General features: G+C 38.5%; 13 protein-coding genes. 11 read left to right on the top strand and 2 right to left on the bottom strand.

The features are described from left to right. Positions 1-192: 192 nt before the first annotated feature. The 7 genes from trpD to M2408_RS21035 all read left to right on the top strand — a co-directional run bounded on the left by trpD (position 193) and on the right by M2408_RS21035 (position 9,827). Positions 193-1,182 (top strand): anthranilate phosphoribosyltransferase, encoded by a 990-nt coding sequence (gene trpD / locus M2408_RS21065; protein WP_259186416.1) that lies wholly within the window; start codon positions 193-195, stop codon positions 1,180-1,182. A 28-nt stretch (positions 1,183-1,210) separates the two neighbouring features. Beyond that, on the top strand, positions 1,211-1,810 hold the full coding sequence (locus M2408_RS21060; RefSeq protein WP_259186415.1) for a phosphoribosylanthranilate isomerase: 600 nt from the start codon (positions 1,211-1,213) through the stop codon (positions 1,808-1,810). Next, complete coding sequence (gene trpB / locus M2408_RS21055) at positions 1,807-2,991, top strand: tryptophan synthase subunit beta (RefSeq protein WP_259186414.1); 1,185 nt, start codon at positions 1,807-1,809, stop codon at positions 2,989-2,991. The genes M2408_RS21060 and trpB overlap by 4 nt, the downstream gene beginning before the upstream one ends. Before the next feature lie 3 nt (positions 2,992-2,994). Then, complete coding sequence (trpA, locus tag M2408_RS21050) at positions 2,995-3,756, top strand: tryptophan synthase subunit alpha (protein WP_259186413.1); 762 nt, start codon at positions 2,995-2,997, stop codon at positions 3,754-3,756. Between the two features lie 145 nt (positions 3,757-3,901). Next, positions 3,902-6,367 (top strand): phosphocholine-specific phospholipase C, encoded by a 2,466-nt coding sequence (locus tag M2408_RS21045; protein WP_259186411.1) that lies wholly within the window; start codon positions 3,902-3,904, stop codon positions 6,365-6,367. 350 nt (positions 6,368-6,717) lie between these two features. Next, positions 6,718-7,137: an HYC_CC_PP family protein gene (locus M2408_RS21040; protein ID WP_259186410.1), complete on the top strand. Its 420-nt coding sequence runs from the start codon at positions 6,718-6,720 to the stop codon at positions 7,135-7,137. A gap of 101 nt (positions 7,138-7,238) precedes the next feature. Then, positions 7,239-9,827 (top strand): TonB-dependent receptor domain-containing protein, encoded by a 2,589-nt coding sequence (locus tag M2408_RS21035; protein ID WP_259186409.1) that lies wholly within the window; start codon positions 7,239-7,241, stop codon positions 9,825-9,827. Positions 9,828-9,866: 39 nt separating this feature from the next. Here the strand turns inward: M2408_RS21035 and M2408_RS21030 are convergent, their stop codons facing one another. Further along, positions 9,867-10,448, bottom strand: coding sequence for a nucleoside triphosphate pyrophosphatase (locus tag M2408_RS21030; protein ID WP_259186408.1), 582 nt, complete (start codon positions 10,446-10,448; stop codon positions 9,867-9,869). Next, positions 10,448-10,966, bottom strand: coding sequence for an HAD family hydrolase (locus M2408_RS21025; RefSeq protein ID WP_259186407.1), 519 nt, complete (start codon positions 10,964-10,966; stop codon positions 10,448-10,450). Before M2408_RS21025 ends, M2408_RS21030 begins: the two co-directional genes overlap by 1 nt. Positions 10,967-11,566: 600 nt before the next feature. Between M2408_RS21025 and M2408_RS21020 the strand changes: the two genes are divergently transcribed. Genes M2408_RS21020 through M2408_RS21005 form a run of 4 tightly spaced genes read left to right on the top strand, consistent with a single transcriptional unit; the run spans position 11,567 to position 18,016 of the window. Further along, positions 11,567-14,998: a response regulator gene (locus M2408_RS21020; RefSeq protein WP_259186406.1), complete on the top strand. Its 3,432-nt coding sequence runs from the start codon at positions 11,567-11,569 to the stop codon at positions 14,996-14,998. Between the two features lie 17 nt (positions 14,999-15,015). After that, complete coding sequence (locus M2408_RS21015) at positions 15,016-15,825, top strand: protein-glutamate O-methyltransferase CheR (RefSeq protein ID WP_259186405.1); 810 nt, start codon at positions 15,016-15,018, stop codon at positions 15,823-15,825. A 6-nt stretch (positions 15,826-15,831) separates the two neighbouring features. Then, positions 15,832-16,392 carry a chemotaxis protein CheB gene (locus tag M2408_RS21010; protein WP_259186404.1) on the top strand — a complete coding sequence of 187 codons (561 nt, stop codon included), beginning with the start codon at positions 15,832-15,834 and terminating at the stop codon, positions 16,390-16,392. A 22-nt stretch (positions 16,393-16,414) separates the two neighbouring features. Then, positions 16,415-18,016, top strand: a complete 1,602-nt coding sequence (locus M2408_RS21005) for a response regulator (RefSeq protein WP_259186403.1) — start codon at positions 16,415-16,417, stop codon at positions 18,014-18,016. The last annotated feature ends 34 nt before the right edge of the window (positions 18,017-18,050 follow it).

Raw genomic sequence — 18,050 nt, 5'->3', positions numbered from 1 at the left:
CTTGCATTTTAAAATTCTATCAACCATATTTGTATTAACAAAAACGGAAATGATAATAACTGTATTAAATAAAGCTTGGTGGTGGCACAACGAATAACGTTGTGGCAAACTCCTATTGCATTATTTGATATATACATCAAGATATGATGGGCTTGCCTGAATAAGGTAAGCCCTTTTTTATTTAAAAATATTATGAAAGAAATTTTAGCCCATTTATTTGAATACAAGTCTTTTTCGCGACAAGAAGCTTATGAGATCTTGACGAACATTGCCAAAGGTAAATATGACAGTCATCAAATCGCTGCTTTTATGACAGCTTACGGCATGCGTAGTATTCGGGTGGAAGAACTTGGTGGATTTCGAGATGCCATGTACGACCTATGTCTCCAATTGGATTTTGATGGCTACGATCTGATCGACCTATGTGGTACGGGTGGTGATGGCAAAAATACGTTCAATATTTCTACAATTGCTTCTTTCGTGACAGCCGGTGCGGGCTATCACGTTGCCAAACACGGCAATATAGGTGTATCATCGAGCTGCGGGTCTTCAAATGTAATGGAGTATTTGGGCTATCAATTTACGAATGACAAAGCTGAATTACAGCGTCAGCTTGACGAAGCCAATATATGCTTCCTACACGCACCATTGTTTCACCCAGCTATGAAAACAGTTGCGCCAATACGTCGTGCCCTGGGGGTAAAAACATTCTTTAACATGTTGGGGCCATTAACAAATCCCGCCAACCCGAAATTTCAATCTGTAGGTGTATTCAGCTTAGAGCTTGCACGCCTGTATGGCTATCTATACCAAAATACAAACAAACAGTACTCCATTATCCATGCTTTGGATGGCTATGATGAAATATCGATGACCGGAGATTTCAAGGTCATCAACAATCAGGGCGAAAATTATTATAATATGGAGGAACTAGGTTTTAGCCCTATTCTTCCCGAGGAACTTGCTGGCGGAGACAGCGTCGCTGAAGCAGCAAAGACATTTTTATCTATCTTGAATAATGAGGGTAAAGATGTACAGAACAATGTAGTTTTGACAAATGCGGCATTTGCCATAAAAACATTTCATTCTAAAAAATCTTTTGCTGACTGTTTCTATGAAGCTGAAGAGTCACTCATGACAGGAAAAGCACTCAAAAGTTTCAAAAAAATAACAAACCAGTAAAATGGCTGTCAAGATAAAAGTTTGTGGCATGAAATACCCCGACAATATCGTTGCGGTGACTGCTCTTGCTATTGATTACATCGGTTTTATATTTTATGAAAAATCCAAACGTTTTGTTGGCAATGCCAACCAGGAATATATAAAGGGGCTTAAGGCTGTCATAAAAGTTGGTGTCTTTGTGAACGCAAGCTTAACGGAAATTTATCATAAAATAGACGAATTCAATTTAAACGCAGTTCAATTACATGGAGATGAAAGCCCTCAATTTTGTGAGGAACTTAAGCAACATACAGCTGTAACCGTGATTAAAGCTTTTGGTATAGACCAACATTTTGACTGGACAGTATTGAACGTCTACGCTGGAGCAATTGACTATTTTTTATTTGATACCAAAAGTAACTCTTACGGAGGTACAGGTATGCGATTTGACTGGTCCCTATTGCATCAGTACAAACTCGAGTGCCCTTATTTCCTCAGTGGCGGATTAGATGCGAACAATGTCAAAGACGCTTTGCAAGCGAATGATCCTAGGTTATATGCCTTGGATCTCAATTCAAAATTTGAAGTAGAACCGGGGTTAAAAGATATCGATCTTTTGGCCCATAGCATAAATAGTATTAAAAAATGAGTATATATCAAGTCAATGAAAAAGGGTATTATGGTCCATTTGGTGGTGCCTATATCCCCGAAATGCTCTATCCCAATGTAAAAGAGCTACGTGAAGAATATCTCAAGATAATCGAAGAGAAAAGTTTTCAGGAGGAATTCAATCAACTACTCAGTGACTACGTAGGGCGTCCCTCCCCTTTGTATCATGCGAAGCGACTGTCTGAAAAATATGGTACAACGATCTATCTCAAACGTGAGGATCTTAACCATACCGGCGCACATAAAATCAATAACACCATCGGTCAGATCCTATTAGCTGAGCGTTTAGGAAAAAAAAGGATCATCGCAGAAACGGGTGCTGGACAACATGGTGTAGCTACGGCTACCGTGTGCGCATTAAAAGGGATACAATGTGCCGTCTATATGGGTGAAATTGATATCCAAAGACAGGCACCTAATGTTGCGCGAATGAAAATGATGGGTGCGGAAGTTATTCCTGCAACATCTGGTTCAAAAACGCTCAAAGATGCGACCAATGAAGCTTTGCGTGATTGGATCAATAATCCGGTCGATACACATTACATTATTGGCTCTGTGGTTGGCCCACATCCATACCCTGACATGGTCGCCCGCTTCCAATCCATTATCTCCGAAGAGACCAAAAAGCAGTTATTAGTAAAAACCGGTAAAGAGAATCCAGACATCGTATTAGCTTGTGTGGGTGGCGGATCCAATGCCGCCGGTATGTTCTATCATTTTCTGGATGATGAATCTGTACAGTTATATGCAGTAGAAGCTGCGGGACATGGTGTTGATTCCGGTGAATCTGCAGCGACAACAGCCCTCGGAAAAGAAGGTGTACTGCATGGAAGTCGATCCATATTAATGCAAACTGAAGACGGTCAGGTAATAGAACCTTACTCTATCTCTGCCGGACTGGATTACCCTGGCATCGGACCGCAACATGCTTGGCTGTTTAAATCCGGAAGAGGAAAATATGTGAGTATTACAGATGATGAGGCAATGCGTGCGGGACTGGAGCTTACTCGACTGGAGGGCATTATCCCCGCAATCGAAAGTTCACATGCACTCGCCTATTTGGAAAAAATTCCTTTCAAGGGTGATGAAACCGTTGTTGTTTGTTTATCAGGGCGCGGCGATAAGGATCTTGATAACTATATGAAATACTTTGATTTTTAAAGCATGAATACGATCGAAAAAAAGGAAGGTAATCCCCTTCTATCTATATATTTTACAGCAGGATATCCCGAACTGGACAGTACAATCCGTATAGCCAAGAAATTGGAAGAAGCGGGTGCCGACTTTTTGGAAATAGGTTTTCCTTACTCTGATCCTGTTGCAGACGGACCTGTTATCCAACACAGTTCGGAAGTTGCTCTGGCCAATGGAATGACTGTCAAAAAATTATTTGAACAGTTACGTGAACTACGCCAACATGTACAGATCCCGGTCTTTCTGATGGGCTATGTTAATCCCGTAATCCAATTTGGCGTAGAGAAATTCTGTGAAGAATGCAAAAATGTCGGTGTGAATGGCGTCATTATTCCCGACCTACCGATGTATGAATACGAGGATCTCTATAGGGAAACTTTTGAGAAAAACGGCATTGCGAATATCTTTATCGTAACGCCACAGACTTCAACTGAAAGAATCCGAAAAATAGATAGTCTATCCAATAGTTTTATCTATTTATTATCCTCCAATGCCACAACAGGCAAAACGCTAGATGTGGGCGAAGATACCAATGCTTATTTCAAACGGATACATGATCTTCAGCTGCAAAACCCACTGATCGTTGGATTCGGAATTTCAAACAAAGACGCTTTTCAAAAAGCAAGTCAATATACTGCAGGAGCAATTATTGGTAGCGCGTTTGTAAAAAGGCTTGGAGAAAAAGATTATATGGATAAAATTCCTGATTTTATAAAATCAATAAAAGGGTAAAAATCCGTTTGATAATTTAGATAAGCGTTCAGTCGAAGGTAACAATTCCTTCACTGAACGCTTGTTTATTTTATAATCACGCTGTAAAAACCAATATTTGAAAAAACATACGTTTCGATATATGACCAGCCAAATAAACTAAAACATGGACACAAGAAGAGATTTTCTAAAAAAAGCGGCAATGCTCGCCGGAGGGGCCTCACTTTCTCAGGGCCTTCCTTCTGCTATTGCAAAAGCAATGGCCATCAACCCCGCTTTGGGGAGCACCTTTTATGATGCTGAACATGTGGTTCTACTGATGCAGGAAAATAGATCCTTTGATCATGCTTTTGGTACACTACGGGGAGTGCGGGGTTTCAATGACCCAAGGGCGATCCGCCAGCCAAACAGAAACAAAGTGTGGTTACAGACGCAAAAAACAGGTGAAACATACGCTCCTTTCCGATTGGATATTAAAGATTCAAAAATTACATGGATGGGATGTTTGCCTCATAATTGGACCGATCAAACCGATGCCCGAAACAAGGGAAAGATGGACAAATGGTTAGATGTCAAACATTCTGGATTTAAAGAATTTGCAGACCTTCCACTGACGATGGGACATTATACGCGAGAAGACATTCCATTCTACTATTCACTGGCAGATTCTTTCACGATCTGCGATCAACATTTCTGTTCAAGTATTACAGGTACAAATCCCAATAGACTCTATTTTTGGACAGCTAATATTCGAGAAAATTTAAACGGAAAGGCATTGGTATGGAACGGTGATTCAGAATTTAGTGGTAAAGCGAACTGGAAGACTTTCCCAGAACGTCTTTCAGCACTTGGCGTAGACTGGAAAATATATCAGAATGAGATTTCCTCAAGTAGTGCTGGATACAGTGGCGAAGCCAATGGCTGGTTAGCGAATTTTGGATGTAACCCCATGGAATATTTCCCTCAGTATCAAGTCAAATATAGTCCTCGCTATAGAGAGCTGCTTGCACGCAAAAAAGAAGAACTGGAACTGAAAATAGCTACCACATCGACCAAAGACGCACTTGAAAAGTTACATAAGGAAATTCAACATGTGCTGGAAGAACTACAACAATACACAGCGGAAAATTTTGAAAAACTTGATGAACGAACGAAAGATATTCATCGTCGTGCATTTGTGAATAACAGTGCACAGCCCGATTACATGGAGCTCGAAACAATGCATTATCAGGAAGGCGAGCATCAACGGGAACTGCAAATCCCAAAAGGTGATGTGTTATACCAATTTAGAAAAGATGTCGAAGCGGGTAAACTACCAACGGTATCCTGGCTTGCTCCACCTCAGCTTTTCTCGGATCATCCAGACTCTCCTTGGTTTGGCGCCTGGTATGTGAGTGAAATTATGGATATCCTAACACAAAATCCGGAAGTCTGGAAAAAGACAATCTTTATCCTTACCTATGATGAGAATGACGGTTATTTTGATCACTTTGCTCCTTTTACGGCTCCTAATCCCTATGAAGCAGATAGCGGTAAAGTGTCTCCAGATATTGACCCAAAATTGGAATTTGTGCGTCGCGACGAACAGTATTACCCCGAAAGTGGAAGAGAAAGCAACATCGGCTTGGGGTATCGTGTCCCTTTAATCATTGCTTCCCCCTGGACAAGGGGTGGTTGGGTAAACTCACAGGTATTTGACCATACTTCAAGCTTGCAGTTTTTAGAGAAATTTATCAGCCACAAAATAAATAAAGAAGCAAAGGAAACCAATGTGAGCAGCTGGCGACGTACGGTCTGTGGAGATCTCACTTCTGCTTTTAGACCTTATAATGGAGAGGTAATCAAAAAGCCATTGGTATTAGAACGTCAGCCATTTATCAAAGAGATCCACCAGGCGAAGTTTAAAGGTCTTCCGATGGGATTCAAAGCATTAACTGCAGATGAGATTAAGCAGATTGAGCAAGATCCAGCCCATTCATCTTATTTTCCGAAACAAGAAGAAGGGCTTCGCGACTCCTGCACGCTCCCCTATGAACTTTACACACATGGAGAATATCTATCTGATGGAAGGTATCAACTGACATTTGAAGCTTCGAACAAGATATTTGGGAAACGCACTGCGGGTTCACCATTTACAGTATATCATAGTACTCCTTATAAGGGCGAGATTGGGACTTCCCGTAACTACGCCGTATCCCCTGGAGGCAGTTTGTCAGACAATTGGGCTATCCATGCGTTTGACAACGAACTATTTCAACTTGATGTACATGGACCAAATGGATTTTATCGTATGTTTAAAGGCTATACTAAACATCCAAATATCAAAATCCGTTGTACCTATGAAAAGAGCAGAGATGAAAAATCATTTACGGGTCGTTTGTTGTTCACTTGTATAAATCAAGACAAAAAAAGTCATTTGCTCTTACTTGAGGACATCAGCTACGGGCAGGGCAAAAAAGAAGTCCAACTCAAAAGTGGCGAGTCAACAACGATTAAGTTTGATCTTTCCAAACAAAGTTTTTGGTATGATTTCCGTATCAGCTGCAAAGATTGCAATACATTCCAAGAGCAATATGCAGGCCGTATAGAAGTTGGAAAAAGCGGAAAAAGTGACCCACTATTAAGCCGATGACAATAAATTTAAACGGGGTTATTTTCGAAAGGAGATAGCCTCGCCTAACGGTGATTATTGCAACAAATAGTTAATACGTCTGAAATCTTTTATTTTCAGAAATCATCACACTACAAACCATACCTTTCGATATTATTCTTGTATACGACGAATAACGTGGTAGAATCCTTTATACAGTAAAACTGCACCAACGATCAAAAAAACAGCTAATAAATATAAACTGATGGAGTTAATAAATAAAAGGCACATCATAACGGTAATTTTTGGTTTTTCATTTCTTATGTACAAGTTATAACATTTATCCAAAATATTACAAAAAAAAAATACAAATTTTCTCTACTTTTGTTGGGATGAGGAAAATTGCATTGTTTATCGGCTTATTTTTTTATTTGCTCGCAGCAAGTGGTGCAACCCTACATTTCCATTTCTGTCAAGGAGAAGCACAAAGTGTATCATTAAGCCAAAATCAAACTGCTCATTGTCCGATGTGTGCCAAGTCAGAAAAAAAACATCAGAACCACTGTCATCAGGAAGGTAGTTGCAAGGATGTAACCATCGCTGCCCAAAAAGTAGATGATTTCAACAGATTATCTCAGACACTCAATTTCAATAGTTTTTCTCCGGCCATTATTACCCTTCACTGGATACATAATTATTACCAATTTTCGGCAGATGAGGATAGTTCATCCAAACAAAGTACAAATCAGAACACCTTCCTAAAGAGATACAGTCCTTCTGTATTTATTCTAAATCAGAGTTTCAGAATTTGATTTCCTAATTTTTAGATTTTTAATCAAAATAAACGTCGAAGATATTACCTTCGACCTTACATGCTATGCACTTTTTTTAGGCTGTCCATTATCAAAAAACTATGAATCAAATTTTAAAACAACTATATACAACAACCCTTTTATTGTTATTTTCCTTCACAATTGCGCAGGCACAAAGCGACAGCACAAGAACGCTTACTGTAGCTGGTAACTGTGCGATGTGTAAAAAAAGGATCGAGACAGCGGCAAAATTACAAGGTGTCGAAAGCGCTGTGTGGAACGCGAGTGATAATTTGCTACATGTTAAATACAATGTACAAAAAGTTGAACTGGAAACAATCAAAAAGAATATTGCCCAAGTCGGACACGATGTAGACAATCTGGTTGCAAGTGACGAATCCTATGCAAAGCTTCATGAATGTTGTATGTATCCCAGATTGGAAAACGGACAAGTTCCCGAAAAAAAGACAGTATCTGTCGAAGTTGGACATCATGATCATCCACATACCGTGACAGGTGTTGTTGTCGAAGAGAATGAAAAAGGTGATCTAAAACCTATTGTTGGAGCTAATTTACATTGGGCGAATTTGCCAAGCAGAAACACCCGAAGTAATGAGAATGGTGTATTTAAGTTAGAACACAAAGAAGGTTTTGACAAACTTGTTGTCAGTTACGTTGGAATGAAATCCGATACGATCACAATTAAAGACTTACACGAGGTTGTCATGATTACAGCCAAAGGTAATGTATTGATGGAGGTCGAAGTTAAAGGAACACGTAAATCCACTTATATTGACCGTATGACACCTGCAAGACTGGAGGTACTGACTGGCAAAGAATTATTTAAAGCTGCCTGTTGTGATTTAAGTGAAAGCTTTGAGACCAACGCCTCTGTGGATGTGATCAGTGCTGATGCTGTAACTGGTAGTAAACAAATTCAGATGCTTGGCTTAAGTGGTATTTATACACAATTGACGGTAGAAAACTTACCTGGACCGCGCGGTCTGGCGTCTCCACTAGGACTTAATTCCATTGCTGGTACTTGGATCGAATCTATTCAAATTGCCAAGGGGGTTGGTTCTGTAGCTAATGGATACGAAAGTATGGCCGGTCAGATCAACGTGGAACTAAAAAAACCTCAAAACTCCGAAAGGCTATTTTTTAACGCCTATGCCAATAATATGGGACGTACTGATGTGAATTTGAATCTTTCACAAAAATTAGGACAACATTGGTCGACATCGGTGTTATTACACGACAACTTTATGTACAATAAATCCATGAATTTTAGCCACAATGGATTTAGGGATGTGCCCGTTGGTAATCTTTTCTCGGGAGTAAACCGTTGGTTGTATGAGAACGGTAAAGGCCTAATGGTACAATTTGGCGTGAAGTATTTAAATGATGATCGTACTGGTGGGCAAATAGATTTTAACAAAAAAACAGATAAGGGCACTACTAATCGTTATGGTCTTGGTTTTGACATCGAACGTGTTGAAGGTTTTGCTAAAATCGGTTATGTATTTCCTGAGAACAAACACCGCAGTATCGGTTTACAATTAGCTGGTTCCAACTACAATCAAAAAAGTTATTTTGGACTAAAAAACTACAATTCTGAGCAACAGAATGGTTACGCTAACCTATTGTTCCAGGATATCATAGGTACTGTAGCCCATAAATATCGTGTTGGTGCCTCTATCAATTACGATAACTACGATGAATGGTATTTAACAGATCAAAATTTCAAACGTAAAGAAGTCGTTTCAGGTGCATTTGCAGAATATACCTTCAGTCCATCCGAAAAATTTGATGCAGTAGTGGGTCTACGTCAAGATTACAACTCATTGTATGGATGGTTTACAACACCACGGTTAAATTTACGCTATGCTCCTATTGCTGGAACTACATTCCGTGCAAGCTCAGGAAGAGGTCAGCGTACAGCAAATATCTTTGCGGAGAATACAGCCGTTTTGGCCAGTAGTAGAAGACTGATCATTCAGTCCCAGGATATTTATAATAAAGCCTATGGCTTACAACCAGAAGTTTCCTGGAACACAGGAATTGCGGTTGATCAAAACATGCGCATATTTGGAAGAGAAGCTTCTGCCTCGGTTGAATTTTTCCATAACAGCTTTTCCAATCAGGTCGTGGTCGACTACGAGAATCCAAGAGAAATCAGTTTTTACAACTTAACAGGAAAATCATTTTCAAACAGTTTGCAGACGGAATTTAGGTTTATGCCTGCTCCACATTTTGAAACGAGATTAGCTTACCGTCTATTGGATGTACAGACCGACTTTCAGAGTGGAAGAAAAACCAAACCTTTGTTAGCTAAACACCGTGGTTTTGTCAATTTAGCCTATAATCATCATTCCGGATGGAGCCTAGATTATACGTTAAACGTTGTTGGACCAAAACGTATACCTTCAACCATGGACAACCCGGTTGAATACCAGATGCCAACCGAATCAAAAACATATGCTACGATGAATGCGCAGATCAGCAAAACATTTGGAAAGGACAAAAACTTCACCGTTTATTTAGGAGGGGAAAATCTTTCAAACTATTTCCAGAAAACACCGATCCTTGCAGCGGATCAACCCTTCGGAAATTACTTTGATACCTCCATGTTATGGGGCCCCTTAACAGGACGAATGTTTTATACAGGGGTACGTTATTTCATAAAATAGTACTGAGTTAATATAAAAAAAGCGGCTAAGCCGCTTTTTTTATATTAAGTTTTTCAATTCCTGATATAACCGTACTGTCGGTAGCCCGACAACATTATTATACTCACCTTCTATCTTCTCAATGCCAATTAAACCAATCCATTCCTGAATACCATAGGACCCAGCTTTATCAAGGGGCGAAAAATTAGTAACATAATAGTCTATCTCATCCCGATCCAAGACATGAAAATAGACTGTTGTCGTTTCCACAAAGGAATGTACTATACCTTGCCACTGTGTAGCGACAGCAGTGATGACCAAATGCTTCTTTCCGGATAAATTTTCTAAAGTCTGCATAGCTTCAGCCGCAGTCTTTGGTTTACCCAAAATCTCACCGGCTGTTGAAACAACAACTGTATCGGCACAGATAACCAAACAGTCCGATTTATCCGCAAAAGCTTTCACTTTTTGCAATGCGATCTGACGAACTGCCTCAATGGCAGAAAGACTCGGATCAACATACTCCTCAGTCTCCCGAACTTCTATCTCAAACTCGATTCCTAATCCTGATAATAATTGTTTCCGCCTAGGCGATTGAGAACCCAAGATAACCGTCTTATTCTTTAAATTTTCTAACATCATTAAATGCTTTTTATCGTTTCATCCTCGTACCAATTTCCCTGTACTTTAAGTACTTTTTCGATCAGTTCCCGTACGACTCCTTTTCCACCATTAAAACCAGAAATATAATGCGATATCTTCTTGATTTCCTCAACAGCATCTGCCGGTGACACAGCCAAACCAACAGATCGCATGCAACTAAAATCAGGAATATCATCCCCGATATACATTAATTGATCAAGTCCAAGATTATACGCATTAGCCAATGCTTTCAATAGCGAAAGTTTATCTGAGACACGGGAGTGAATTTCTTTAACCCCCAATCCTTGTAGACGCAGTTCCACCCCTTTTGAAGCTCCACCAGTAATGACAAAGATTGGATAGCCCTTTTTTATAGCCAATTGCATCGCATATCCATCTTTGATATTAAAAGATCGAAGCTGTTCTCCCCTCTCGTTGACTTGTACAGTTCCATCTGTCAATACTCCATCCACATCCAATACAAATCCTTTTATCGTTTTAAATTCAGTCAGTACCATCGAAATATATTTTTGTAAAAATAAGGCATTTCAGTTAAATATACGATTACCCTATATCGTCTTATTTATTGGATTTCTGACAGTAAATTATTCAAATAAGCCAAAATATCATTTATTTGTCACAACATAGTTGTATTAGCAACTTATTATAAAAAACATTTGGATAGAACCTGATATTTACCGTATCTTTGTAGAAGATAATTAAAGGTTATCTCGCTATGAAAACACTAACAGCGCTATTGAAACAGGTAATTCTGTTAAAAGCTGCATAAGATTAAAAAAACAATCAACTTAGTTTTTCAGAGCAAAAAACACGGCAACTAATTTAGTTTGGTCGCCCTTAAAAAGTCTTTTCATAATTTAGGTTTATAATTGGTTAGTAACAAACCCTGGTGCCCATCATCAGGGTTTTGTTTTATTAGGACTTTTTCTTCCATTATTTACAATATTGTATCTATTCGTATTTGTGACTATTTTAAGAATAGCAAGTTTTTTTGTTATTTTACATATATCTTTTTTTCCCCAGGTAATATCAGGAAAACTACCTACAGAAAAATGAACGATAGTTGGGTGACCAAAATTCATTAAACTCATTCTCGCATGGATCAAGAAAACTATAGAAAGCAAATTACCATAGGCGTGATAATTTCTTTTTTGCTTATTTTTATTTCTGCCCTATACTTTTTTATCTCTTTGCATCATATTCTGGATAACGAACGTAATATCGTTCGTATAGCCGAAAATAGGTTTAATGTTATCAATGAAGTTAGATCAAACATAGATGAGATCAATGATGTTAAACTTCATTATTTCACAAAAAGAGATCCAGCATTATTTATTCCTTACCAGCTCGGACGAAAAAAGGCAGATGAGTCATTGAGAGCTATTAGTAAAGTGGATGATTTCTATACAGTTTCACCACATGCGATCGAAACTATGCGTAAAGAAATTGCCCTTTTCTATGATTTTGATAAAGATATAGCCTACGCCAAAACTAACAACGGCACTTTACCGCCGTACATCCACGAACAAAAAACAGCTATTTTCAATCAGATCGATATATTATCTAGGGATCTGCTCGATCAAAGAGCAAATCGACTGGAAAAGTCCAGAAACGATCTTCAGCTCGCACAAAACATTACTTATCTCTTCATTGCGATCGGTTTAAGTGGATTTTTCTATATTCTGGCTAAAATTTTCTCTATTTCAAAAGTGTTAAGGTCAACGGTTAAAAGCCAGCAAGAATCAAACAACCGTCTCCAACTCCTGCAAGATCAGACCAATAATGATAACTGGATTTTAAATGCGATAAACCATATTGATGAACAGCTACGTGGTGATTATAGCGATAAAAAAATAGCAGAGATCAGCCTAAATGCTATTACCGATATGACGAAAGCATTGGGAGGTACAGTTTATATTTTTGATGATACTTATCAGGAGTATCAATTATGCCATAAAATAGGGATTGCTTCCACACAGCAGGTAAAAAAGAGCATTAAGGAAAATGATGGTATTTTAGGCGAAGTAGCCAACAAACATGTCGTTGTGAAAATCAAGGATATTGATCACGCTCATCTCGTTTTAGAGACTTCTTTATCCAATAGGATCGAGACTGAAATTTACATTATTCCATTTACTTATGAAAATCATTGTGTAGGGTTGATGGAAATATGCTGCCCGCTGGTAAATGAAAAAGAGGAACAGTTGCGATTCAATTTCTTGGATAAAGTAAAGGGTAACATCGCTATCATTCTTAAAGTTGCGCAGACGCATGGCAAACTTGCGGATCTCTATGAAGAACTTCAACAGCAAACCGAGGAACTGGAGGCGCAACAAGAAGAATTAAGGACGACTAACGAAGAATTAATCCATAAAACCCATTTACTAGAAGCTTCCGAAGAAGAGCTACGGGTACAACAAGAAGAGCTCATCCAGACGAACAATGAATTGGATGAGAAGGCAAAATTACTCTTCGCTCAAAATGAAGATCTGGAGAAAGCAAGACAGGCAATCGCTCAGAAAATAGAAGAAGTCGAATTATCAAGCAAGTATAAGTCTGAGTTTATGGCAAATATGAGTCACGAATTAAGGACTCCACTTAACAGTATTCTTATACTTGCCAAATTGTTGCAGGACAACAAAAAGGAAAACCTGAATGACGATCAGATAAAGTATGCGTCCGTTATCCATAGTGCAGGTTCAGACCTGCTTCACTTGATCAACGAGTTGTTGGATCTAGCAAAAATAGAATCTGGAAAAGTCGAAGTTCAAAAAGAGCATATCAACACGAATTATCTGGTTAATTATATTAAAGACTTTTTTCATGATACCGCTGAATCAAAGATCATCAAATTCAATGTCGAAATTGATGGCGATACACCGCAGGAATTTATTGGTGACGAGCATCGCATACAACAGGTTTTAAAAAATTTATTGTCGAATGCATTTAAATTCACTGGTGAAAATGGTACCGTATTACTCAAGATAAATATCGAGGATGGAACCATATATTTTACAGTCCAAGATAATGGTATAGGGATCGCTCCAGAAAAACAAGAACTCATCTTTGATGCCTTTAAGCAGGAGGATGGTTCCACCAGCCGCAAATATGGTGGTACAGGACTTGGCCTCTCCATATGCCGTGAGATAGCGAGTCTATTAAAGGGAAGAATCACACTAAACAGTAAAGTTGGCGAAGGCAGTGTGTTCATTTTCAGTTTGCCATTGGAAGCGGAAATTCAAGGTGGAAAAATCTCCGAATTACCTGTCATTGAAAAAAATACGACGATGCCATATCTTCAATTAGAAGATATAACAATCGGAAGAGACCGGCCGGCTGACAATAGTAATGGAAACAATAAGCTACTAATTATCGAAGATGATTTCATCTTTGCAGATATCCTAAAAGATTATGCAATCCAAAATGGGTACGATGTTTATATTAGCTATGACGGACAGGACGGACTCAACAAAGCACGAAACTTAATGCCTGCAGCGATCATATTAGATATCATGTTGCCAAAAATGGATGGTTGGGAAGTACTGCGTAATCTCAAAAAAGCGACGTCGACGAAGGATATCCCAGTACACATGATGTCTGCAGGAACATTCCTCCATGATGAACCGATATCTGCAGGCGCTATCGGGTTTATGTCCAAACCAGTCTCTGAAGAATCTCTCGCCGAAACTTTCCTGAAGATCAAAGCATCCACAAGCCGCCTTATTAAGAAAATTCTATTGGTAGAGGATCAAGAAATTCAAAGTGATTTTATCAAGCAATCCCTTGAAGAAAAAAATATTCAAATATTTCAGGCATTCGATGCACGTCAGGCGCTCGATCTATTGATTCAGGAAAAAATCTTCGACTGTATCATTATGGATCTAAATCTGCCTGATAAATCTGGAATCGAACTGCTCAATGAGATCAAGTCGAATAGTGAATTTAAGGATCTGCCGATTATTATTAACACCGCAATGGAGTTAAGTCCTGAACAAACATCAGAAATTTTGCACCATAGTCAGGCCATGGTGTTAAAATCAGCCAAATCCAACAATAGATTAATTGACGAAGTCAATTTATTCTTAAATAAAATCCGAAGCAGCAAAACGGAATATCATTCATTTAGCAACAGTTCATCTGTACTTGACGAGAACAATTTGGCTTCCAAGACCGTATTGCTGGCTGACGATGATATGCGGAATATATTCGCTTTAAGTACCGCGTTCGAAAGCTATGACATGAAAATAGAGATCGCCAATAATGGTCAGGAAGCATTGGATATCTTAGCACGCAATGAGCATATCGATATTGTTTTGATGGACATTATGATGCCCGTTATGGACGGCTATGAAGCCATCGAAAAAATAAGGGAGAACAAGAAGTTTTCGAACCTTCCCATTATCGCTGTTACAGCGAAGGCTATGAAAGGTGACCGGGAAAAGACAATCGCTGTAGGAGCAAACGATTATATTAGCAAACCGGTTGATGTGGATAAATTGATATCCTTAATGCGTGTATGGTTGAGTTAAGCAATAAAATAGCAGCAATGATTACTTTTGAAGAGTTGGAGGAAATTATTGACGTTGTCAAAAACCTCCACGGCTACGATGTGTCCGGATATACAAGGTCATCCTTAAAGCGGCGTGTCACCAGAATTATGGAGCTCAACAAGCTAGATCTGGTCGAATTAAAATCTAAATTAATTAACCAACCAGGCTTCAGTACTTATCTTTTACAAGAAATTACAGTCAATGTGACTGAAATGTTTAGAGATCCGGAATTTTACAAAGCGTTAAAAAATGATGTATTTCCTTATTTGGCAACCTATCCTCATATTAAGTTGTGGAGTGCAGGTTGTTCCACAGGGGAAGAAGTCTATTCATTGGCAATTTTACTAAAAGAAGCCGGGCTCTATCAGCGTTCGTTTATTTATGGAACGGATATCAACACAAAAGTATTGGAAAAAGCCAAAAGAGGCATTTATTCTCTGGCAAAGGTGAAAGATTACTCTGAAAATTTCATTAAAACGGATCCCAAAAGTTCTTTATCAGAATATTATACAGCGATGTACAATGCCGCTACGATAAATAATAGCCTTAAGAAGAATGTTCTTTTTTCTCAGCACAGCTTGGTTTCCGATCGGGTATTTAATGAATTTCAGTTGGTCACCTGCCGTAATGTATTGATTTACTTCGACACAAATCTTCAGGAAAAAGTATTGGATTTATTTTACAATTCGCTCTGCCACCTTGGCTTTTTATGTTTAGGCTCAAAAGAGTCGCTAATTAACTACAAAAACGCAACAAAATTTAAGGTTGTAAACAAAAAGCACAATATTTATCAAAAAATAGGTTAGATCAAGATGGAACGGAAAATTCTTTTATTAGCGGGATCTGCAGGTGGGTTTAGTGTTATTCTAAATATCCTAAAAGCATTGGAACGCCCTATTCAAATACCGGTCATCGTTATTGTGCACAGAAACCCCAAATATGCATCGAGCATTGAAGATACACTATCAAAAGCCTTATTGCAGAGAATAAAAACAGCAGATGATAAAGAAACCATAGCAGATGGAACAATCTATTTTGCGCCAGCGGGTTATCATTTGCTCATCGAACCTGATTATAGCTTTTCTTTAGATATCTCTGAACCCGTTCAATATTCAAGGCCATCAATCGATGTGACCTTCGAATCGGCAGCCGAAGTCTATAAAGAAAATTGTACCGCTATTTTATTTTCTGGAGCCAATCAGGACGGTGCGCAAGGGTTGTTGATGATTAAAAAATATGGTGGCAGCACCTTTGTACAAGATCCACTGGATGCGGAGGTTCCAATTATGCCGCAGGCGGCCATAGAATTAAATGCGCAAGATAAGATCTTAACCATAGCCGAAATAAAGGATTACATCATGCAATTAACCTAAAGTTGTATTTAGATTTGATATAATGAAGAAGATTAATATATTGATCGTCGATGATAAAATTGAAAATATTATCAGTCTCACAGCCTTGCTGGAGGATATCGAATATGTAAATATAATTAGCAGTACGGATCCCAACGAAGCCCTAAAAATCTGTTGGAAAGAAGAAATAGATCTTGCCTTAGTTGATGTACAGATGCCCGAAATCAATGGATTCGAATTTGTTACTTTTTTGAAGAAAAACCCTAAGACGAATCACATTATTCCGATCATGGTAACCGCTATTTCGAAAGAGGATAAGTACCTTATTCAAGGACTTAACAGTGGAGCTGTAGACTACCTGTATAAACCTCTTAATCCGGAAGCAACCATAGCAAAAGTCAAATCTTTTGTTCAGCAGCTGTTAATACAACAGGAAATTAAAGAGAAAAATATTGCTTTGGAAGAATCGAAGCAAGCGATTCTTAAAGCAAAAGAGGAAGCTGAATTAGCAAGAAAATCAAAGGAAACTTTCTTGGCTAATATGAGCCATGAAATCCGTACGCCTATCAATGGTATTATGGGGATTACCCAAATGTTAAAAAACTCACAGCTTAGTATCGAACAAGAAAACTGGATCAATAAACTCGATTCAGCTTCTCAGAACCTACTAACAATCATTAATGACATATTAGACCTGTCTAAGGTCGATTCTGGTATGATGAAACTTAACATGGAATCCACTTCGGTACATGATATTACGGATGATTTGAATAATCTATTTATTGATAAGGCAAATTATAAGGGATTAAATTTTTATATAGATGTGGACGACCGGATAAACAGTTATTTTTTAACTGATCCACTTCGTTTAAAGCAGATTCTTACAAACTTTATCTCCAATAGTTTCAAGTTTACGTCCTCGGGCTCGGTCATTTTAAAAATTCACCTTCTGACGGAAAGCGATCAACAAATTGGTTTACAGTTTCAAGTCATAGACACAGGCATCGGCATAGCCGAAGAAGCTTTGGAAAAAATATTCATTGCTTTTGAGCAAGGGGAAGACAGTATCACAAAAAAATTTGGCGGTACCGGCTTGGGCTTAGCAATCGTAAAACGCATCGCTGCCCTTCTCAATGGAAAAGTATTCGCATCGAGCGAATATGGTAAAGGAAGCATATTTTCTTTTGAATGTGCCTTTGACAAAATAGAAGATAAACCCCTAGAAAAAGAAACACAAGTGCTTTATACAGAGTTACCTAAATTTAATTCACCAATGATCCTTATTGCCGAAGACAACGAATTGAACAGCTTCATGTTAGCGAATATCCTGAAAAGTTGGAACTGCGAAATTACACTGGCAACAAATGGACAGCTTGCACTAGAGGAAATAAACAGAAAAAAAATAGATTTGGTATTTATGGACGCACATATGCCCCTTATGAGTGGTTTTGAAGCAATAAAAGAAATACGTCGCCATCCTAATCCAACAATTGCGAATATGCCCATCATCTCTATCTCTGCCTCGGTTTTAAAGGCCGAACAACAAGAAGCTATGGATGCAGGTGCAAATGAAGTCGTTGGGAAACCATTTGACCCTATCAAATTATATAAAACAATTGATGCTTTATTGTCAAAATTGAAATGATTGTTTCTATTTACCAATGAAATCATTAATTTTA

It is taken from the genome of Sphingobacterium sp. BIGb0165 (assembly GCF_024810095.1).
GTDB lineage: Bacteria > Bacteroidota > Bacteroidia > Sphingobacteriales > Sphingobacteriaceae > Sphingobacterium > Sphingobacterium detergens.
Note: the sequence above shows the minus strand (reverse complement) of the source record. Positions and strands in the feature narration are given on the sequence as shown.